The organism is Pseudomonas sp. FJ2-5-13 (assembly GCF_029201605.1).
GTDB classification, from domain to species: Bacteria; Pseudomonadota; Gammaproteobacteria; order Pseudomonadales; family Pseudomonadaceae; genus Aquipseudomonas; species Aquipseudomonas lactis.
In genome coordinates this window covers 4,408,085-4,427,612 of the sequence record NZ_CP104045.1, presented here as the reverse complement: position 1 = coordinate 4,427,612, position 19,528 = coordinate 4,408,085, and the positions used below count along the sequence as shown (strand labels likewise).

Annotated in this window: 17 protein-coding genes; 8 read left to right on the top strand and 9 right to left on the bottom strand. The window is 61.4% G+C overall.

Translation table 11 applies throughout. The annotated features are described in order from the left end of the window. The first annotated feature begins 28 nt into the window (after window positions 1-28). Both sigX and N2A98_RS19490 read left to right on the top strand, forming a co-directional pair. On the top strand, window positions 29-619 hold the full coding sequence (gene sigX / locus N2A98_RS19495; protein ID WP_275622526.1) for an RNA polymerase sigma factor SigX: 591 nt from the start codon (window positions 29-31) through the stop codon (window positions 617-619). Window positions 620-726: 107 nt separating this feature from the next. Continuing rightward, window positions 727-1,707, top strand: a complete 981-nt coding sequence (locus tag N2A98_RS19490; protein ID WP_275622525.1) for an OmpA family protein — start codon at window positions 727-729, stop codon at window positions 1,705-1,707. Between the two features lie 57 nt (window positions 1,708-1,764). On the opposite strand, the gene cobA is transcribed toward N2A98_RS19490, so the two are convergent. The 8 genes from cobA to N2A98_RS19450 all read right to left on the bottom strand — a co-directional run bounded on the left by cobA (window position 1,765) and on the right by N2A98_RS19450 (window position 13,042). Then, window positions 1,765-2,508, bottom strand: coding sequence for a uroporphyrinogen-III C-methyltransferase (cobA, locus tag N2A98_RS19485; RefSeq protein ID WP_047711569.1), 744 nt, complete (start codon window positions 2,506-2,508; stop codon window positions 1,765-1,767). Between the two features lie 10 nt (window positions 2,509-2,518). Further along, window positions 2,519-5,227, bottom strand: a complete 2,709-nt coding sequence (locus tag N2A98_RS19480) for a nitrate reductase (protein WP_275622524.1) — start codon at window positions 5,225-5,227, stop codon at window positions 2,519-2,521. After that, on the bottom strand, window positions 5,227-5,544 hold the full coding sequence (gene nirD, locus N2A98_RS19475; RefSeq protein WP_003193279.1) for a nitrite reductase small subunit NirD: 318 nt from the start codon (window positions 5,542-5,544) through the stop codon (window positions 5,227-5,229). Before nirD ends, N2A98_RS19480 begins: the two co-directional genes overlap by 1 nt. Beyond that, window positions 5,541-7,994 (bottom strand): nitrite reductase large subunit NirB, encoded by a 2,454-nt coding sequence (gene nirB, locus N2A98_RS19470; protein WP_044275100.1) that lies wholly within the window; start codon window positions 7,992-7,994, stop codon window positions 5,541-5,543. The genes nirD and nirB overlap by 4 nt, the downstream gene beginning before the upstream one ends. A 233-nt stretch (window positions 7,995-8,227) precedes the next feature. After that, a complete protein-coding gene (locus N2A98_RS19465) occupies window positions 8,228-9,895 on the bottom strand; it encodes a bifunctional protein-serine/threonine kinase/phosphatase (protein ID WP_275622523.1) in 1,668 nt (555 codons plus the stop codon). Then, window positions 9,895-11,106: a nitrate/nitrite transporter gene (locus tag N2A98_RS19460; RefSeq protein ID WP_003193275.1), complete on the bottom strand. Its 1,212-nt coding sequence runs from the start codon at window positions 11,104-11,106 to the stop codon at window positions 9,895-9,897. Before N2A98_RS19460 ends, N2A98_RS19465 begins: the two co-directional genes overlap by 1 nt. 147 nt (window positions 11,107-11,253) lie before the next feature. Continuing rightward, window positions 11,254-11,829, bottom strand: coding sequence for an ANTAR domain-containing protein (locus tag N2A98_RS19455; RefSeq protein ID WP_003193274.1), 576 nt, complete (start codon window positions 11,827-11,829; stop codon window positions 11,254-11,256). A gap of 13 nt (window positions 11,830-11,842) precedes the next feature. Continuing rightward, window positions 11,843-13,042, bottom strand: a complete 1,200-nt coding sequence (locus N2A98_RS19450) for a CmpA/NrtA family ABC transporter substrate-binding protein (RefSeq protein ID WP_078803615.1) — start codon at window positions 13,040-13,042, stop codon at window positions 11,843-11,845. 246 nt (window positions 13,043-13,288) lie between these two features. On the opposite strand from N2A98_RS19450, the gene N2A98_RS19445 reads away from it, so the two are divergent. The 5 genes from N2A98_RS19445 to N2A98_RS19425 all read left to right on the top strand — a co-directional run bounded on the left by N2A98_RS19445 (window position 13,289) and on the right by N2A98_RS19425 (window position 16,366). Continuing rightward, window positions 13,289-14,020 carry a secretin N-terminal domain-containing protein gene (locus tag N2A98_RS19445; protein WP_275622522.1) on the top strand — a complete coding sequence of 244 codons (732 nt, stop codon included), beginning with the start codon at window positions 13,289-13,291 and terminating at the stop codon, window positions 14,018-14,020. A 15-nt stretch (window positions 14,021-14,035) separates the two neighbouring features. Then, window positions 14,036-14,251 carry a FliM/FliN family flagellar motor switch protein gene (locus N2A98_RS19440; RefSeq protein WP_003193267.1) on the top strand — a complete coding sequence of 72 codons (216 nt, stop codon included), beginning with the start codon at window positions 14,036-14,038 and terminating at the stop codon, window positions 14,249-14,251. Between the two features lie 166 nt (window positions 14,252-14,417). Continuing rightward, entirely contained in the window at window positions 14,418-14,807 is a 390-nt protein-coding gene (locus N2A98_RS19435) for a winged helix-turn-helix domain-containing protein (protein ID WP_044275094.1), read from the top strand. Further along, complete coding sequence (locus N2A98_RS19430) at window positions 14,794-15,261, top strand: transglycosylase SLT domain-containing protein (protein WP_044275092.1); 468 nt, start codon at window positions 14,794-14,796, stop codon at window positions 15,259-15,261. Before N2A98_RS19435 ends, N2A98_RS19430 begins: the two co-directional genes overlap by 14 nt. 85 nt (window positions 15,262-15,346) lie before the next feature. Further along, a complete protein-coding gene (locus N2A98_RS19425; protein WP_275622521.1) occupies window positions 15,347-16,366 on the top strand; it encodes a quinone-dependent dihydroorotate dehydrogenase in 1,020 nt (339 codons plus the stop codon). Window positions 16,367-16,487: 121 nt separating this feature from the next. Here N2A98_RS19425 and N2A98_RS19420 read toward each other — a convergent pair whose 3' ends face one another. Next, on the bottom strand, window positions 16,488-16,703 hold the full coding sequence (locus N2A98_RS19420) for a ribosome modulation factor (RefSeq protein ID WP_002553055.1): 216 nt from the start codon (window positions 16,701-16,703) through the stop codon (window positions 16,488-16,490). Window positions 16,704-17,235: 532 nt separating this feature from the next. Here N2A98_RS19420 and rlmKL point away from each other — a divergent pair. Continuing rightward, entirely contained in the window at window positions 17,236-19,500 is a 2,265-nt protein-coding gene (gene rlmKL, locus N2A98_RS19415; RefSeq protein WP_034128371.1) for a bifunctional 23S rRNA (guanine(2069)-N(7))-methyltransferase RlmK/23S rRNA (guanine(2445)-N(2))-methyltransferase RlmL, read from the top strand. Window positions 19,501-19,528 lie beyond the last annotated feature (28 nt).

Genomic DNA, 19,528 nt, shown 5'->3' with positions numbered 1-19,528 from the left:
ATTGACCTGACTGTCGGCACGACTTGTTTTGAATAAAGCCCAAACGCTGTCCACGCGCTATGACCCCCGTGAGCTCTCTGATGAGGAGTTGGTCGCGCGCTCGCACACGGAGCTGTTTCACGTAACACGCGCGTACGAAGAATTGATGCGCAGGTATCAACGCACTCTGTTCAACGTTTGTTCAAGGTATTTGGGGAACGATAGAGACGCGGATGATGTCTGTCAGGAAGTGATGCTCAAGGTGCTATACGGCCTGAAGAACTTCGAGGGCAAATCGAAGTTCAAGACCTGGCTGTACAGCATCACGTACAACGAGTGCATCACGCAGTATCGTAAGGAACGGCGAAAGCGTCGCTTGATGGACGCTTTGAGTCTGGACTCCCTTGAGGAGGCGTCTGAAGAGAAGGCGCCGGCACCCGAGGAGAAGGGCGGACTTGATCGCTGGTTGGTGCATGTGAACCCGATTGACCGGGAAATTCTGGTGCTTCGCTTTGTCGCAGAGCTGGAATTCCAGGAAATCGCTGACATCATGCATATGGGCTTGAGTGCTACAAAAATGCGGTACAAACGTGCTCTTGATAAATTACGTGAGAAATTTGCGGGCGAGACTGAAACTTAGTGCGTAGCAAATATCTCTTACGTGTAGGCAAGTTCTGTTAGACTTGTCGCCGAGTTGTCCCCCGGTTTGTGGGACTGCTTTACAATCACCAGATGGGGATTTAACGGATGAAACTGAAAAACACCTTGGGCTTGGCCATTGGTTCTCTTATTGCCGCTACTTCTTTCGGCGTTCTGGCACAAGGCCAAGGCGCAGTTGAAGGCGAGCTGTTCTACAAGAAGCAGTACAACGATAGCGTTAAGCACATCGAAGACGGCTTCAACCCAGGCGCTCGCATTGGTTACTTCCTGACCGACGATCTGTCGTTGAATCTGTCGTACGACAAGACCAACCACACCCGTTCGAACGACGGCACTGGCAACCAGAAGATCAAAGGTGACACTGGCAGCCTCGTTGCTCAGTACCACTTCGGTCAGGCTGGCGTTGATAGCCTGCGTCCATACGTTGAAGGCGGTTTCGGCCACCAGAGCCGTGGCAACGTGCGCGCTGACGGCCACACCGGTCGCGATCAGACCACTTTCGCTACCATCGGTACCGGCGTGAAGTACTACTTCACCAACAACCTGTACGCTCGTGCTGGTGTTGAAGCTGACTACGGTCTGGACAACGGCAAGTGGGACTACTCCGCACTGGTTGGCCTGGGCGTGAACTTCGGCGGTAACGCTGGCGCAGCTGCTCCAGCTCCTACCCCAGCACCAGCTCCAGAGCCAGTTCCAGAGCCAGAAGCTCCGGTTGCTCAGGTTGTTCGTGTTGAGCTGGACGTTAAGTTCGACTTCGACAAGGCCGTTGTTAAGCCTAACAGCTACGGCGACGTTAAAAACCTGGCCGACTTCATGGCTCAGTACCCAGCTACCAACGTAGAAGTTGCTGGTCACACTGACTCCGTAGGTCCAGACGCTTACAACCAGAAGCTGTCCCAGCGTCGTGCTGACGCTGTTAAGCAAGTTCTGGTTAAAGACGGCGTTGCTCCTAGCCGTGTAACTGCTGTTGGTTACGGCGAATCCCGCCCAGTTGCTGACAACGCAACTGAAGCTGGTCGCGCTGTTAACCGTCGCGTAGAAGCGTCGGTTGAAGCTCAAGCTCAGTAATTACTGAGTAAAGAAAAGCCCGGCTCAGGCCGGGCTTTTTTTCGCCTGCGATTTGCCTCAGGCGCTTGCCGCAGCGGCGATGCTAGCCATCTGTGCGGCGCCGGCAACCTGGCCAATCACCAGGATGGCCGGGCTTTTGAGTGCAAAGGCTTTTGCAGCTTCATGCATGGCCGCCAGCGAGCTGCGGCATTCGCGTTGTTGGGGCAATGAAGCGTTTTCGATCATTGCCACCGGCATATCCGCAGCCATGCCGCCGTTGAGCAGCTGTTCGCGGATTTCGTCCAGCTTGGCCACGCCCATATACACCACCAGCGTGGTGCCTCCCTCCGCCAGCGCACGCCAGTTCAGGCTGCTGTCATCCTGGGTATGCGCGGTGACCAAGGTCACTCCACGGCTCACGCCACGCAAGGTCAACGGGATATCGCACTGGGTCGCTCCCGCCAGCCCCGAGGTGATGCCATTGACCAATTCCACCTCGACGCCACGCTCGCGCAGCCAGGTTGCCTCTTCGCCACCGCGGCCAAAAATACACGGGTCGCCACCTTTGAGGCGTACCACGCACTTGCCCTGGCGCGCATAACGCAGCATCAGGCGGTGAATAAACTCCTGCGGGGTGGAGCGACAGCCCCCACGCTTGCCAACGGTAATCACCCGGGCGCTGGCGCAGTGTTCCAGTACTGCCGGGTTGACCAAGTCATCAATCAGCACCACGTGCGCTGCCTGCAGAGCCCGGACCGCTTTGAGGGTCAGCAACTCCGGATCACCCGGCCCTGCGCCTACCAGCCATACTTTTGCGCTCATGTTGTTCCCCTTACACACTGATGGCGATTGGCTGCGGGTTGCTGGCCAAAAGACGTTTGATTTCCGGCACGCAGGAGCCGCATTGGGTGCCGCAGCCCAGTGCCTGTTTGAGGCCATCCAGGTCCAGGCCGCTGCCGATACCAGCACACACGGCGTTTTCGCTGACGTTTTTGCAGTTGCACACAATCTTGTTGCTGGCCGTGTTACCGCCCGGTGGCGCGCTCAAGGGCGCCAGCAACCAGCGCCGCAGTTGCTCGTCGGCGCGGCCTTCCAGCCACAGGCTTTGCAGCCAGTGACGGGCCAGGGTTTCGCCGGCCAGGCGCAGGGCGGTGATGCGGCCTTTCTCGATTTTCACGCGCTTGCCGATTGAGCGGCGCGGGTCGTCATAGGCCATTACCGGGCCGTCGTTGAGGCCCAGCAGGTGGTCGATGCGGGTCAACAGTTGCAGGTCGGGCGCCTCGGTATGCGCGGCGCGCACCAGCAGCGCGGGGCGTTCACGGCCGGCCAGGCTCAGGCTGACGTAGGCAAAGGTTTCACACAGTGGGCGCAACGCTTCGAAGTGCTGCTGCACATCGCCTTCGATCAGCGCAAACAGCTGCCATGGCAGTTGCACTGCTTCCAGGCGCACGCCGCTGTGCTTGAGCTCCGGCTGCTTGGACAAAGGGTCGAACGCCGGTTGCGTGAGGGTATTGACGCCGCCCTTGAGAAAACGGTCGCCCCAGTGCATGGGCAGGAACGCTTGGCCGGGGCGCACACTGTCATCGCTGCCCACCGCGACGATCACGCTGCCGCGACGGCTTTTCAGGCTGACCAGGTCACCCTCTTTGAAACGGTGACGGCGCAGCTCGTCCGGGTGCAGGCTCAGCAGCGCCTCACTGACGTGCCCGAACAGCTGGGCGGCGGTGCCGGTGCGGCTCATGCCGTGCCATTGATCACGCAGGCGACCAGTGATCAGGGTCAACGGGAATCGCGCATCGCGCTGTTCCTTGGCGGCGCGATAAGGCTCGGCGACAAACCGCGCCCGCCCACTGTCAGTGGGGAAAATACCGTCGGTGTACAAGCGCGACGTACCCGCCTGCGCACCCTCGGGAAACGGCCACTGCTGCGGGCCGAGCCGGTCGAGCAGGGCATGGCTGATGCCGGACATATCCAGGTCACGGCCTTGAGTCAGTGGCTTGAATTCATCAAACAGCTGCGCCGCTTGTTCAAAGGCGAACAGGCTCGGCAACCCCGGACGCAGACGGCGCTCCAGGCGCTGGGCGAAATCCACCGTGATCGCCCAGTCCGCGCGTGCTTCACCCGGTGGGTTGATGGCGCGGCGCACGTGGGAAATACGCCGCTCGGAGTTGGTCACCGAGCCGTCTTTTTCACCCCAACTGGCGGCGGGCAGTAGCAGGTCGGCATAGGCGGCGGTTTCGGTGGTACGAAACGCTTCCTGCAACACCACGAACGGGCAAGCGGCCAAGGCGGCGCGCACCGCGTTCTGGTCGGGCAGCGATTGGGCTGGGTTGGTACAGGCGATCCACAACGCCTTGATCTTGCCAGCCTGCACCTGTTCAAACAGTTCGATGGCGGTAAGGCCGGTGGTCGCGGGCAGTTGTTCCACGCCCCAATAGGCCGCCACTTCAGCGCGGTGTGCAGGGTTGGTCGCGTCGCGGTGGCCCGGTAGCAAGTTGGACAGGCTGCCGGTTTCGCGCCCACCCATGGCGTTCGGTTGGCCGGTCAGGGAAAACGGCCCGCAGCCCGGCCGGCCAATGGTCCCCGTGGCTAAATGCAGGTTGATCAGTGCACTGTTTTTGGCGCTGCCAGCGGTGGATTGGTTAAGCCCCATGCACCACAGCGACAAAAAGCTGCTGGAGGTGCCGACCCACTGCGCACACAGGCGCAACTGTTCGACGCTGATGCCGCACAACTGCGTGACCATCTGCGGCGTGTAGTCATGCACCAGGCGCTTGAGTTCGGCCAGGCCGTCGGTGTGGGCCTGGATAAACGCGCGGTCGACCCAGTCTTCCCACAGCAACAGATGCAAAATCCCGTGGAACAACGCCACATCCGTGCCCGGCAAGATCGCCAGGTGCAGGTCGGCCAAGTCGCAGGTGTCGGTACGCCGAGGGTCAATCACCAGCACTTTCATCTGCGGACGCTGCGCCTTGGCTTGCTCCAGGCGTCGGAACAATACCGGGTGGGCGTAGGCCATATTGCTGCCGACGATCATCACGCAGTCGCTGTTTTCCAGGTCTTCATAACTGCACGGCGGTGCATCGGCGCCCAGGCTGCGCTTGTAGCCGACCACCGCCGAAGACATGCACAGCCGGGAGTTGCTGTCGATATTGTTGGTGCCCACCAACGCCCGCGCCAACTTGTTGAAGCTGTAGTAGTCCTCGGTCAGCAGTTGCCCGGAGATATAGAACGCCACGCTGTCGGGCCCGTGTTCGGCAATGGTATCGGCGAACACGTTGGCCGCATGTTCCAGGGCGGTGTCCCAGTCGGTGCGAGTGCGTGCCAGTGCTTTGCCCAAACGCAATTGCGGGTAAAGCGCACGGGCGCTCAAGTCGCCGGTCAGGTGCAGGCTCGCGCCTTTGCTGCACAACTTGCCGAAGTTGGCCGGATGGCTGGGGTCGCCTTGCACCCCCAGGATCTGTTCGCCGTCATGCTCGATCAGCACGCCGCAGCCCACCCCGCAATAACAGCAGGTGGACGCGGTGGTCTGACGGTTCATCAACCCGCGTCCCGCAGGGCCAGCATCACCCGGCCGTTTTCGACCCGGGCCTGATGATGGTGGGCACAGCCGATATCCGGGGCCTGGGCTTGGCCGGATTCAAGGTCGATCTGCCAATTGTGCAATGGGCAGGCCACACGCTTGCCATAGATCAAGCCTTGGGACAGCGGCCCGCCCTTGTGCGGGCAGCGGTCGTCGAGGGCAAAGACTTCGTCGTCACTGGTGCGAAAAATCGCGATGTCACCTTTGGGCCCGCTGATGATGCGCGAGCCCAAGGCGTTGATTTCGTCGAGGGCGCAGATATCCAGCCAGTTCATAGCGAGACCTCCAGGTGTTTGACAGGGATCACGTCGAATTCCTTTTTCAGCAGCGGCTGTTCCAGGCGTTCCTTCCACGGGTCCTGCTCGAATGACAACGAGAACTGCAAACGCTCATTCAGGGCCTGGCGGCGCGCCGGGTCTTCCAATACGGCCTTCTTGATATGCTCCATGCCCACCCGCTGCAGGTAGTGCACGGTGCGCTCCAGGTAGAAGGCTTCTTCGCGGTACAACTGCAGGAACGCGCCGTTGTATTCGCGCACTTCTTCGGCGGTTTTCACCTTGACGAAGAACTCCGCAACTTCGGTCTTGATCCCGCCGTTGCCGCCGATGTACATCTCCCAGCCCGAGTCGACACCGATAATGCCCACATCCTTGATGCCCGCTTCCGAGCAGTTGCGTGGGCAACCGGAGACCGCCAACTTGACCTTGTGGGGCGACCACATATTGAACAGGTCATGCTCCAGCTCAATGCCCAGTTGCGTCGAGTTCTGCGTGCCAAACCGGCAGAACTCGCTGCCCACACAGGTTTTGACGGTGCGGATGGATTTGCCATAGGCATGCCCGGACGGCATATCCAGGTCCTTCCATACCCCTGGCAAGTCCTGCTTCTTGATACCGAGCAAGTCAATGCGCTGGCCGCCGGTGACCTTGACCATCGGCACGTTGTACTTGTCGGCCACATCGGCGATGCGGCGCAGCTCCGAAGGATTGGTCACGCCGCCCCACATCCGTGGCACCACAGAATAGGTGCCGTCTTTTTGAATATTGGCGTGGGCCCGTTCGTTGATCAGCCGCGATTGCGGGTCGTCCTTGGCTTCGCCGGGCCAGGTGGAGATCAGGTAATAGTTGAGCGCCGGGCGGCAGGTGGCGCAGCCATTGGGGGTGCGCCAGTTCAAGTAGCGCATGGTGCTGTCGATGGTCAGCAGGTGCTGCTCGCGAATGGCCTGGCGGATCTGTCCGTGGTTGAGGTCGCTGCAGCCGCAGATGGCTTTTTCACTTTTGGGTTTTACGTCGGCGGCGCCGCCTACAGTGTTGATCAGGATCTGCTCGACCAACCCGGCACAGGAACCGCAGGAGCTGGCGGCCTTGGTGTGTTTTTTCACCTCATCGACACTGAACAACCCTTGTTCCTGGATCGCCTTGACGATGGTGCCCTTGCATACGCCATTGCAGCCGCAGACTTCGGCGCTGTCGGCCATGCTCATGGCTTTGTCCTGGCCTTGGTGGCCGACATCGCCGAGTGCATTTTCACCGAACATCAGGTGATCGCGGATTTCACCGATGGCGTGGTTCTCACGGATCTGGCGGAAGTACCAACCGCCATCGGCGGTATCGCCGTACAGGCAGGCGCCGACCAGGATGTCGTCCTTGATCACCAGCTTTTTGTACACGCCACCAATCGGGTCGGAGAGGGTGATGGTCTCGGTGCCTTCGCCACCCATGAAGTCGCCGGCGGAGAACAGGTCGATGCCGGTGACTTTCAGCTTGGTCGAGGTCACTGAGCCCTTGTAAGTGGCAAAGCCCAATTGGGCCAGGTGGTTGGCGCAGACCTTGGCCTGTTCGAACAAGGGCGCCACCAGGCCATAGGCGATGCCGCGATGGCTGGCGCATTCACCGATGGCGTAGATGCGCGGGTCGTAGGTTTGCATGGTGTCGTTGACCAGGATCCCACGGTTGCAGGGGATGCCCGACTTTTCCGCGAGTTCGGTGTTGGGGCGGATGCCGGCAGCCATCACCACCAGGTCGGCGGGGATGATGTCGCCATTTTTGAACTGCACCGAGCCGACGCGGCCGTTGCCGGCATCGTGCAGGGCCTGGGTCTGCTCGCACAGGCGGAACACCAGGCCGCGACTTTCCAGTTCGGTTTGCAGTAGCTGGCCGCTGGTCTTGTCCAGTTGCCGCTCCAGCAGCCATTCACCGATGTGCACCACCGTCACGTGCATGCCGCGCAGCATCAGGCCGTTGGCCGCTTCCAGGCCGAGCAGGCCGCCGCCGATCACCACTGCATGCTTGTGAGTCTTGGCGGTGTCGATCATCGCTTGGGTGTCGGCGATGTCGCGGTAGCCAATTACGCCCTGCAGGGTATTGCCGGGAATCGGCAGAATAAACGGCGTGGAACCGGTGGCGATCAGCAGGCGGTCGTACTCAGCCTCGGTGCCGTCTTCGGCGATGACTTTGCGCTTGACCCGGTCGATCTGCACCACCTTGCGGTTGAGCAGCAGCTTGACGTTGTTGTTCAGGTACCAATCCAGGTCGTTGAGCACGATCTCTTCGAAGGTTTGCTCACCGGCCAGTACCGGCGACAGCAGGATGCGGTTGTAGTTGGTGTGAGGCTCGGCGCCGAACACGGTGATGTCGTACAGCTCGTTGCTCAGCTTGAGCAGCTCTTCCAGGGTGCGAACCCCGGCCATGCCGTTGCCGATCATCACCAGTTTGAGTTTTTTCATGTCGTTCTCCGCAATGGCTCGACAAATCGTGCGCAAACAAAAAAGGCGTCCCCGCTAGTCAGCTAGCGAGGACGCCTTTGTCCTGGTCCCGTTCTCTCGGGAAGCTCGTCCCTTCGTCGTTGAAGGCGCGGCTATATGTGGTGTGTTGGGAAAGCTAATGCAGCAGCTGTGCCAAGTCCCTATAGCCCCAGTTTTACTGGGCGTTTACACGCAGAACCGGCGGATTCTGCCCGTTAGTGGTGCAGCAGCCAGTACAGCAGCACCAGATTGAGCAACAACGAAGCCGCCGCCAGGGTCTGCCAGACCTTCAAGGGTTCGCGTTCGAGCAAAGGCCGTGGGCGTAGGCTCAATTCGCGGCGGTCGGCCTGCTCCAGCACCAACAGCCATTCTTCGGCGGTTTCATAACGTTGGGCCGGGGCTGCGGTCACCGCCCGTTCCAGGCTGTGTGGCAACCACTCCGGCAAGTCGGGGCGATAACGGCTGGCGCTGACGGGTTGGTTAAACCTGGGCCGTTGGAAGGCCTCGATTTCACCGTAGGGGTAATGCCCGGTCAGCAGGTAATACAAGGTCACGCCGACGCTATACAAATCCTGTTGCGCCGTAGGCTGCTCGCCAGCGAACGCCTCGGGCGCGATGAAGCTTGGGGTGCCGGGCAGCAGGTGGGCACGGTCCTCGGAGAGCCCGGGGCAATAGGCCAGGCCGAAGTCCAGCACCCGCAGTTCGCCATCTTCTCCCAGCAGCAGGTTTTCCGGCTTGATGTCGCGGTGCAGGATCTGCCGGCGATGCAGCAGGCCCACGGCGCGCAGCAAGCGTTCGGCAACCGACTGCCATTGCGCCAGTGGCAGCGGGCCCTGTTGTTGGAACAGTTGGGCCAGGGTTTGTCCGGCGTATTCGCGCATCACGTAGTACAAATGCTGACGACCGCTGGCGGCATGTACTTCGGGAAAGGCGCGGCCGGCGACCCGGCGCAGAAACCATTCCTCCGATAACAAGGCCTGGGCCGCATCGGTATCCTCGCAACGCAACGGCAAGGTCTTGAGCAGCCAGGGTTGCCCCTGGGCGTCGTGCACGCGGTACAGCAATGACTGGCGACTCTGCGCCAGCACGCTTTGCACCTCCCAGCCTTCAAAGGTTTGCCCGACTTTCAGCGGTGGCGGCAGTGGCCATTGCTGCAACTGCACCAGGGCGTCGCCGAGGGTGGCGGCACCGAGTTGATCGATGCGCACCAGCAAGGCGCTGGCGTTGTCTTGGCTACCCGCCAGGTGGGCGGCGTTGACCAGGGTGTTGACGGCCAGGTCGAGGTCGCTTTGTTCGCGCAGGATCGCGCCGATGCTGTGATCGCCCAGCGTGGCCCACACCCCATCGCTGAGCAGCAGGAAACTTTCGCCCTCGCGCAGTTGGCCATCGAGGAAGTCCAGCACCAGGTGCTGATCCAGGCCGAGGGCGCGCTTGAGCACATGCTGCATGCCCGGCTGTTCCCACACATGGTCTTCGCTGATGCGTTGCAACTCGCCGTCAAGCCAACGATACGCCCGGCAATCACCGACATGGGCCAGGGTGAAACGTTGGCCGCGAAACACCAGGGCGCTGAGGGTGGTGAGCAACGGTTGCCCGCCGCCGTTGGCTTGCAACCAGCGATTCTGCGCCAGTAACAGACGCTCCAGCGCCTGGGCCACGCTCCAGGTCTGTGGCGTGGCGTAGTAGTCCAGGGCCAGGGCCTGCAAGGTCGAGCGTGCGGCCAGGCCACCGTCGGCGCATTGGCTGACGCCATCGGCCAGTGCGCACAGGTAGCCTTTGCTGGCGGCCAGTTCCGCCATGGGCGTGACCACCCGCAGGGCATCCTGGTTCTCGCTGCGCGGGCCGATGGCACTGGCCTGGGCGACGCTCAGTTGTAAGCTCATCAGACGCGGGCGGCGGTCACGGCGGCCGAACCCCAGGTGGTTCTCCAGCGCCGTTTCACCCCATGCAGGCCGAACCAGGCCAGCACACCGAGGCTGGCGAACAACCACAGGGCCAGTTGATAGCTGCCGGTGCTCTGCTTGATAGCGCCCATGCCCGCCGCGAGGGCGAAGCCACCAATGCCACCGGCCATGCCGATCAGCCCGGTCATGACGCCGATCTCACTGCGAAAACGCTGCGGCACCAGCTGGAATACCGCGCCATTGCCGGCGCCCAGGCCGAGCATGGTGCAGACGAAAAGCGCCAGCGCCGCGTAGGAACTGGGCAGATTGAACCCCACTGCCGCAATGCAGATCACCGCCACGCTGTACATGCCGAGCAGAGTCTTGATCCCGCCGAACCGGTCTGCCAGGGCGCCGCCCAAGGGGCGCATCAGGCTGCCGCCGAACACACAGGCGGCGGTGTAGTAGCCGGCGGTCACCGGGCTCAGGCCGTACTGGTCGTTGAAGTAGCCGGGCAGGGCGCTGGCCAGGCCGATAAACCCGCCGAAGGTCACGCTGTAGAAGAACATGAACCACCAGCTGTCACGGTCGCCCAGGGCCTTGAAGTAGTCGGCCATGGCTTTGGCTTTTGGCCGTTGAGGGGCATTGCGCGCCAGCCAGGCGAACACGATCAGGGTCAGCACCAGTGGGATCAGCGCAAAACCGAACACGTTGCTCCAACCAAACGCGGCAGCCAGCACGGGCGCCAGCAGCGCGGCAAACACGGTACCGGAGTTGCCGGCGCCGGCGATGCCCATGGCTTTGCCCTGGTGCTCCGCCGGGTACCACTGGGACGCCAAGGGCAGGGCGACCGCAAAGGACGCGCCGGCCATGCCCAGGAACATGCCCAGCAGCAACGCTTGTTCGTAGCTGTGGATCCCCAGTTTCCAGGCGCAGAACAGGGCCACGATCACAATTACCTGGCCAATCAGCCCGGCGGTCTTGGGCGACAGCTTGTCGGCCAGCATCCCCATCAAGAAGCGCAGCACCGCGCCCGCCAGGATCGGTGTGGCCACCACCAGGCCACGTTGTTGGGTGGTCAGGTGCAAGTCAGCGGCAATCTGCACCGCCAGGGGGCCCAACAGGTACCAGACCATGAAGCTCAGGTCGAAATACAGGAACGCGGCAAACAGGGTCGGGGTGTGCCCGGATTTCCAGAAGCTTGATTTCATCACGCACCTCAACGGTTGGGGGTCTAGAAACGAAAAAACGCCGCCACCGGGTTCGCGTGGGCAAACCGGGTGGGCGACGTCTTTGTCGTGGAGGGGGCAACCGCCGTTGGCTACCTGTGATAATTCTTTAGCAAGAGCTGAGCCACATCAGCCGAGCAACTCGCTCATGGCAATAATCTGCTCTGCCACCTGGATCAGTTTCTGTTGACGGCTCATGGCCTGGCGGCGCATCAGGGTGTAGGCCTCTTCTTCGTTACAGCTCTTCATCTTCATCAACAGGCCCTTGGCCAATTCGATGCGCTTGCGTTCGGCCAGTTGCTGGTCGCGTGCATGCAGCTGGGCGCGCAGGGCCTGGTCACTCTCGAAGCGCGCCATGGCCACATCGAGGATCGGTTGCAGGCGCTGGGCCTGGATGCCTTCGACGATATAGGCACTGACGCCGGACTTGATGGCCTGGCGCATCACATTTGGGTCGTGCTCGTCGGTGAACATCACGATGGGCCGGGGCTGATCGCGGCTGACCAGCACCACTTGCTCCATCACATCGCGCCCAGGTGACTCGGTATCGATCAGGATCACATCCGGGCGCACTGTTTCGACGCGTGCGGGCAGGTCGATGGTCAAGCCGGACTCATCGATCACCTCAAAGCCGGCCTCGGTCAATGCGGCCTTGAGGCGCCCGACCTTGCGCGGGGTGTCGTTGATCAACAGGATTCGCAGCATCGTCGGGCTCCTGTCAGCGCAGCGCTTGACGGTTAGTGTCATCGGCCAGGGCATGCAGATGGAAGCTGCGCGCATAGCCGGCGGGGTCGCTGCCGTCCCAGGTCTTGCCGTCGAGAAATTGGCTGCGGCGCATGTCCGAGTTGCCTGCGGCAATGCCCAGCGCCTCGGCCGCCTGGCGGTACAGCGCCAGTTGCTGCACCTGCCGGGCGACGCCCAGGTAGTCCGGGTCTTCACGCAGCAAGCCCCAGCGCCGGAACTGGGTCATGAACCACATGCCATCGCTGAGGTAAGGCAGGTTCACCTCGCCGTCGGCGAAAAAGCGCAGTGCATGGGGATCCTGCCACTGGTTGCCCAGGCCGTCGTCATAGTGCCCCAGCAGGCGTGGTTCGATGCAAGCCACAGGCGCATCGAGGTATTCAGGGGCACTGAGCAACTGGGCGGTAGAGCGGCGGTTTTCAAGGCTCTGCTCGATAAACCGGCTGGCCTCCAGGATCGCCATGACCAGCACGCGTGCGGTATTGGGGTAGGCGTCAACGAAGGCTTGGGTGCAGCCCAGGACTTTTTCCGGGTGGTCCGGCCAGATCGCCTGGCTGGTCGCCAGGGTAAAGCCCTGGTTCTGTTGCACTGCGCTGGCGCACCAGGGTTCACCCACGCAAAGGCCGTCGATGCGGCCGGCTTGCAGGTGCGCCACCATTTGCGGCGGCGGCACTACTACGCTGTTCACATCCTGCAAGGGATGAATGCCTTGGCTCGCCAGCCAGTAATACAACCACATGGCGTGGGTGCCGGTGGGAAACGTCTGGGCGAAGGTCAGTTTTGTCCGGCTTTGGTGCACGTGGCGTTTCAATGCTTCAGGAGTGATCACCCCTTGCTGTTGTAGGCCATGGGACAGGTTGATGCCCTGGCCATTCTGGTTCAGCCCCATCAGCACCGCCATGGGGCTGGGGGCGACGCCGCCGATGCCCAGGTGTACGGCATAGATCAGCCCGTAGAGACTGTGGGCGGCGTCCAGTTCACCGCTGACCAGCTTGTCGCGCAGGTTGGCCCAGGACGCCTGGCGCTTGAGGTTGAGGGTGAGGCCGTAGGGTTGGGCGAAGCCCTGGGTGGCGGCGACCACCAGCGAGGCGCAATCGGTCAGGGCCATGAACCCCAGGTCCAGGCTGCTCTTTTCCGGGGCATCGCTGCCGTTTACCCAAGCCAGCGGATCGTTCATCAATACCTGCCTTTTTCTGAAAAAAAAGCGCCGTTTCCCAGGTTGGCGTATAGGCCATTGCAGGGGAACGACGCCTTTGTCCGTAGGCCCGTGCCGCCGTTGGTGCGAGCCTGATACAGAGTGCAAAGCAAGGCACATGCCATGGGTGGGGCGGTGCAACTGGCCGTCAGCTTTCGATCATGATTGAACCTCGTGCGCCTCGCAGTATGGCCGCTTCTTCAGGCCAGACCGCCAGGCATACCCACGGTGCACGCTGATTTACTCGCAACCCTCAATTGCCGCTGGCTGTTCAGCGCGCTGCTGTGCGCCGCGCTGTTGCTGGGCAGTCGCACGGCCTATGGCGAGGTGTTGCAGCTCTACGCTGCCGACGACACGAGAAGCTCGGCGGTGGTGCTGCGGCATATTTCCGTCGGTAAGCTGCGCGGCATCATGCGCCGTGCGGGGCTGGATGAGCCGCGTTACCCACTGCGTGAACACGGCGGGCGTACGTTCTATGTAACCGGCCCTTCCAGTTATGTCGATCAGGTGTTGCGTCTTGCCCAACGGATGGACCGACCCCCTCGCAAGGTGCCAGAGCGCGCCCCGGTGTTCGGCGTGGTGAAAGTGATCAATGTCCTCGTGGACGATCACCTGCAAGGTGCGGGAGCCAACAAGGTCCAGGTACCGGGCATGGCCTCCATGCTCGAAGCTCGGCTATCCCAGGCGCAGAAGGATCAACTGGCCGATGGCCGCCTTGCGGTGATGGCCTATCCGGATACCAACAGTCTGTTGGTCAAGGGCCCACCCGCCCAGGTGAAGGTTATCGAAAAACTGGTGGCCGAGCTGGATGTCGCCCAGCCGCTGGATGACGCCTCGCCAGGGCAGGCTGGCGTAGGTGGCGACGGACTGCCCTGGATTGGCCCACCTCAGTTGAGCCCCGCGCAACACGAGCGTGTGCGACGTGCGTTCCTGGGAGCGGACCCTGAGTTTTCCCCCTGAAAAAGGCGTTTGTCCATGCACCTGGAAATATTGCTGCAGGAGCAACTGATCAGCCGCAAGCGTTTGGCCGCATTCGCACCGGGGAAGGTGCTGCCCTTGGACCCAGGCGTCACCCGCTGTGTGGAGGTGCGGGTCAATGGACAACTGATGGCAGTGGGAGAGTTGGTGCAGTTGGAGGATCGGCTAGGGGTTGAATTGCAGGAGACGTTTCAGGAGTGGTTGCCGCGATAAGGGTGCGTTAGCGAATTGTCTGACCGGCAGTGGCCAAAAAAAGGCGAATGAATGGGTTTTTTCCTAACGCGGGTCTTCGAGCCGTTTTTTTATAGTCGTGCCAATGGCAGATGAGCTGGTCACACAGTAAGGATTTGAATGTCAGTAGTCGACTACAGAGGTGCGTATGGCCGTCGTGACGGATGAAACGACGACGTCCCTGGTTTTCGCGCGTTGGACCTTGCATGGTGACGGCCGGTTGACGGGCGTGGAGGCGGATATTCAGTTGCCTCCCAAGGAGGGGCACGTGCTGCGGTTGCTGCTGGCCTCCGGTGGCGCGCTGATGACCAAGGACCGTTTGCTGGAGCTGGCCTGGCCTCGGGGTGAAGTGGCCGAAGAGTCACTCACGCGGTGTATCTATTCCCTGCGCAAGCACTTGAGGGCCGACAAAGGCTTTATCAAGACGATTTATGGCAAGGGCTATCGCTTTACCTGCCCGGTGCGCACAGGTGATCAACCCAGGGCAGTGGCACACGTGTGCGCCGTCTGTGGTCAGGCCAGCAATGTCCAGGGTTAAGGCATGGGGCAAAGGCCTGATGCTCGGGGTATTGATGGGCAGCAGCCAGGCCTGGGCCTTTTGCTGGGAAGAGGCGGCCAGCCGCTACGACCTTGAGCCGGAGTTGCTGCAAGCTATCGCCTCGGTCGAATCGGGTTACCGGGCCCAAGCGATGAACTACACCAACCGCAATGGCACGCGGGATATCGGCTTGATGCAAATCAACAGCATCCACTTGCCGCGCTTGCTCAAGCAGGGCATTACCGAAGAACGGCTGTTGAGCGAGCCTTGCCTGTCGGTGGAAGTAGGCGCCTCGATTCTTGCCGAATTCATCCAGCGGTTTGGCTATAACTGGACGGCGGTGGGAGCTTACAACGTGGGGCCGGGGCCCGGGCCACAGCGTGAGGCATTGCGTCTGCGCTACGCCGAAAGGATCTGGGTGCGTTATGAGGCCTTGACGGCGCAACGTCAATGAGATCAGGTGGCACGCCTCGCATGCAGGCCGCCACCCTGGCTATAATCACCGCCACCTTTTGTCGCCATCCGAGTCTAGCCCGCCCATGTATACCCTGGCCCGCCAGCTGTTGTTCAAACTCTCCCCGGAAACCTCCCACGATCTGTCCCTGGACCTGATCGGTGCCGGTGGCCGCCTGGGGCTCAATGGCCTGGTATGCAAGGCACCGGCGAAAGTGCCGGTGTCGGTGATGGGGTTGAACTTCCCCAACCCGGTCGGGCTGGCAGCCGGCCTGGACAAGAACGGCGCGGCCATCGACGGGTTTGCGCAGTTGGGTTTCGGTTTTGTCGAAATCGGCACCGTGACGCCGCGGCCGCAACCGGGCAACCCCAAGCCGCGCATTTTCCGCCTGCCGGAAGCGGAGGCGATCATCAATCGCATGGGCTTTAACAACCTCGGGGTCGACCATCTGCTGTCGCGGGTTCAGGCGGCGAAGTACACCGGCATCCTGGGTATCAACATCGGCAAGAACTTCGACACGCCGGTGGAGCGTGCGGTGGATGACTACCTGATTTGCCTGGACAAGGTCTACGCCCACGCCAGCTATGTCACCGTCAACGTCAGCTCGCCCAACACCCCGGGCCTGCGCAGCCTGCAATTTGGTGATTCCCTCAAGCAACTGCTCGAAGCCTTGCGCCAGCGCCAGGAAGACTTGGCCGTGCGTCATGGCAAGCGTGTGCCGCTGGCTATCAAGATAGCGCCGGACATGAGCGATGAAGAAACCATACTGGTGGCCCAGGCCCTGCTGGATTCTGGGATGGATGCGGTGATTGCGACCAACACCACCCTCAGCCGCGTGGGCGTCGAAGGCCTGGCCCATGGTGACGAGGCGGGCGGCCTGTCGGGCGCGCCGGTGCGTGACAAGAGCACCCATATCGTCAAGGTGCTGGCAGCCGAGTTGGCCGGGCGTTTGCCGATCATCGCGGTGGGCGGTATCACCGAAGGCAAGCATGCGGCTGAGAAGATCGCGGCCGGCGCCAGCCTGGTGCAGTTGTACTCCGGCTTTATCTACAAAGGGCCGGCGCTGATTCGCCAGTCGGTGGACGCCATAGCTGCCTTGCGCTGAGCAGGCAATAAAAAGGGCTCCATGAAGGAGCCCCTGGGCCGAAGCCCGCCGCCCGGATGGGGCGCGCGTGGTTAAGTCGTTACAGATTCAAAGATGTGTGTGTCGCAATTAAATCCCCTGATTAGCCGACGGCGTGAAGTTCGTTGAGTCTGTGGATGCCCGCAGTGCCAGTCATACCGTCCCAGTTGTCGCCGCGTCCTTCTCGCCAGCCGTTGATCCAGGCTTGGCGTACCGACGGTAGAGTAAATGGGCAAAGCTCACGGGATTTTCCATGAACGCCATATTGATATCCGCGTAAAAATGCTCTTTCCAACGGATCACGCTTAAGTCTTCTCATAGGGTGTTTCCCTCACTTGTTGACTGTCTAGATATCCTTCGGCCTTGTCCAAGGCCGGGCAGAGTTTTTCTGCCGTTGGTGGGCTCGCTGCCGGCGTGGCGAGCCGATGTGTTGGCACCGTTACGGCGCCAACCTGTGTTGAGTTCTAACCAATAGGTCACATGTATTCAATGATCGTTTTGTCATAAGCACGTAACGATAACGATGCTATAGCCATAAGCTGGGCTGGTTATTCGCCCCTTTTATAGGGCAAAGCCAGCTATGATGTGCCCTGCAAAGAGGAAAGGTTTAATTCCTTAGTGAGAATGCCCGCCTGTTGCAGTCGGTTATTATTCGACGAAGGGTCGGAATATTTCTTTTTGTTGCGCAACATTCTTCTTCTGCCTCGCCCATAAAGGCTCAAGAGCCCGCCAGACGGGGTGGAACGGCACATTCGTGCCACGCGAGCACTCTTCGAGAAAAGTGCTTGATTGAAAACCGAACCGGCGATGCGTCGCCTGTTCACTTATTGCTGAAAAGCCTGGAATGCCCCATGTCGGACCGTTTTGAACTCTTCCTCACCTGCCCCAAGGGCCTCGAAGGCCTGCTGATCGAGGAAGCCGTCGGGCTTGGCCTTGAGGAAGCCCGCGAGCACACCTCGGCCGTGCGCGGCATGGCCGACATGGAAACCGCCTACCGCTTGTGCCTCTGGTCGCGCCTGGCCAACCGTGTGTTGCTGGTGCTCAAGCGCTTCCCGATGAAGGACGCCGAGGATCTTTACCACGGCGTGCTGGACATCGAATGGGCTGACCACATGGTCCCCGACGGAACCCTCGCGGTGGAGTTCAGCGGCCATGGCTCGGGCATCGACAACACCCACTTCGGCGCGCTGAAGGTCAAGGATGCGATCGTCGACAAACTGCGCACCCCGACCGGCGAACGTCCGTCCATCGACAAGATCAACCCTGACCTGCGCATTCACCTGCGCCTGGACCGTGGCGAAGCCATCCTGTCCCTGGACCTTTCCGGCCACAGCCTGCACCAGCGCGGCTACCGCCTGCAGCAGGGCGCGGCACCCCTGAAGGAAAACCTGGCGGCGGCGATCCTGATCCGCGCCGGTTGGCCGCGTATTGCAGCCGAAGGCGGCGCACTCACAGACCCGATGTGCGGTGTGGGTACCTTCCTTGTCGAAGGCGCGATGATCGCCGCCGACATGGCCCCCAACCTCAACCGTGAACTCTGGGGGTTCACCACCTGGCTGGGCCACGTCCCGGCGCTGTGGAAAAAATTGCACGCAGAAGCCACTGAGCGTGCCGCCATCGGCATGAACAAGCCGCCGTTGTGGGTACGTGGCTATGAAGCCGACCCACGCCTGATCCAGCCTGCGCGCAATAACATCGAGCGCGCCGGGCTGAGTCATTGGATCAAGGTGTACCAGGGCGAAGTCGGTACTTTCGAGCCGCGCCCGGACCAGAACCAGAAAGGCCTGGTCATCTGCAACCCACCTTACGGCGAGCGCTTGGGTGATGAAGCCAGCCTGTTGTACCTCTACCAGAACCTCGGCGAGCGTCTGCGCCAGGCCTGCATGGGCTGGGAGGCGGCGGTGTTTACCGGCGCGCCAGACCTGGGCAAGCGCATGGGGATCCGTAGCCACAAACAGTATTCGTTCTGGAACGGCGCATTGCCGTGCAAGTTGCTGCTGATCAAGGTCAACCCGGATCAGTTCGTCACGGGCGAGCGCCGCACCCCTGAGCAGCGCCAGGCCGAACGTGAGCAAGCGGCTTACGACCAGGCCCCGAGCGAGCCGGCAGAGCGTCAGTACAACAAGAACGGCAACCCGATCAAACCCGCCCCGGCCCCCGTGGTGGAGCAGGCGCGCTTGAGCGAAGGCGGGCAGATGTTTGCCAACCGCCTGCAGAAGAACCTCAAGCTGTTGGGCAAATGGGCCAAGCGCGAAGGCGTGGATTGCTACCGTGTGTATGACGCCGACATGCCTGAGTACTCCATGGCCATCGACCTGTACCACGATTGGGTGCACGTGCAGGAATACGCCGCGCCAAAATCCATCGACCCGGAGAAAGCCTCGGCCCGTATGTTCGATGCCCTGGCGGCCATTCCCCAGGCACTGAATGTCGACAAGAGCCGTGTGGTGGTCAAGCGTCGTGAGCGTCAGAGCGGCACCAAGCAATACGAGCGTCAGAGTGCCCAAGGTAAATTCACCGAGGTCAGCGAAGGCGGCGTGAAGTTGCTGGTCAACCTCACCGATTACCTGGACACCGGCCTGTTCCTCGACCATCGCCCGATGCGCATGCGCATTCAGAAGGAAGCGGCGGGCAAGCGTTTCCTCAATCTGTATTGCTACACCGCCACCGCCAGTGTGCATGCTGCCAAGGGCGGCGCGCGCAGCACCACCAGCGTCGACCTGTCCAAGACCTACCTGGACTGGGCGCGTCGCAACTTCTCCCTCAACGGCTTTTCCGACAAGAACCGCCTGGAACAGGGTGACGTGATGGCGTGGCTGGAAGCGAGCCGCGATGAATTCGACATGATCTTCATCGACCCGCCGACCTTCTCCAACTCCAAGCGCATGGAAGGCATCTTCGACGTGCAGCGTGACCATGTGCAGTTGCTCGACCTGGCCATGGCGCGCCTGGCGCCGGGTGGCGTGTTGTACTTCTCCAACAACTTCCGCAAGTTCCAGCTGGAAGACAACCTCAGCGAACGCTATGCGGTCGAGGAAATCAGCGACAAAACCATCGACCCGGATTTTGCGCGCAATGCCAAGATCCACCGCGCCTGGAAAATCACCGCACGCTGATTCTCCCTTGTAGGAGCGAGCTTGCTCG

Coding starts and splice junctions, on each gene's coding strand:
- N2A98_RS19450 (WP_078803615.1), bottom strand. CDS start 13,042: ATGAACGATCCGCTGGCTTGGGTAAACGGCAGCGATGCCCCGGAAAAG.
- N2A98_RS19455 (WP_003193274.1), bottom strand. CDS start 11,829: ATGCTGCGAATCCTGTTGATCAACGACACCCCGCGCAAGGTCGGGCGC.
- N2A98_RS19430 (WP_044275092.1), top strand. CDS start 14,794: ATGTCCAGGGTTAAGGCATGGGGCAAAGGCCTGATGCTCGGGGTATTG.
- N2A98_RS19465 (WP_275622523.1), bottom strand. CDS start 9,895: ATGAGCTTACAACTGAGCGTCGCCCAGGCCAGTGCCATCGGCCCGCGC.
- nirB (WP_044275100.1), bottom strand. CDS start 7,994: ATGAAAAAACTCAAACTGGTGATGATCGGCAACGGCATGGCCGGGGTT.
- N2A98_RS19435 (WP_044275094.1), top strand. CDS start 14,418: ATGGCCGTCGTGACGGATGAAACGACGACGTCCCTGGTTTTCGCGCGT.
- N2A98_RS19480 (WP_275622524.1), bottom strand. CDS start 5,227: ATGAACCGTCAGACCACCGCGTCCACCTGCTGTTATTGCGGGGTGGGC.
- N2A98_RS19420 (WP_002553055.1), bottom strand. CDS start 16,703: ATGAGAAGACTTAAGCGTGATCCGTTGGAAAGAGCATTTTTACGCGGA.
- cobA (WP_047711569.1), bottom strand. CDS start 2,508: ATGAGCGCAAAAGTATGGCTGGTAGGCGCAGGGCCGGGTGATCCGGAG.
- N2A98_RS19460 (WP_003193275.1), bottom strand. CDS start 11,106: ATGAAATCAAGCTTCTGGAAATCCGGGCACACCCCGACCCTGTTTGCC.
- N2A98_RS19490 (WP_275622525.1), top strand. CDS start 727: ATGAAACTGAAAAACACCTTGGGCTTGGCCATTGGTTCTCTTATTGCC.
- N2A98_RS19425 (WP_275622521.1), top strand. CDS start 15,347: ATGTATACCCTGGCCCGCCAGCTGTTGTTCAAACTCTCCCCGGAAACC.
- rlmKL (WP_034128371.1), top strand. CDS start 17,236: ATGTCGGACCGTTTTGAACTCTTCCTCACCTGCCCCAAGGGCCTCGAA.
- nirD (WP_003193279.1), bottom strand. CDS start 5,544: ATGAACTGGCTGGATATCTGCGCCCTCGACGAAATCAACGCCTTGGGC.
- N2A98_RS19440 (WP_003193267.1), top strand. CDS start 14,036: ATGCACCTGGAAATATTGCTGCAGGAGCAACTGATCAGCCGCAAGCGT.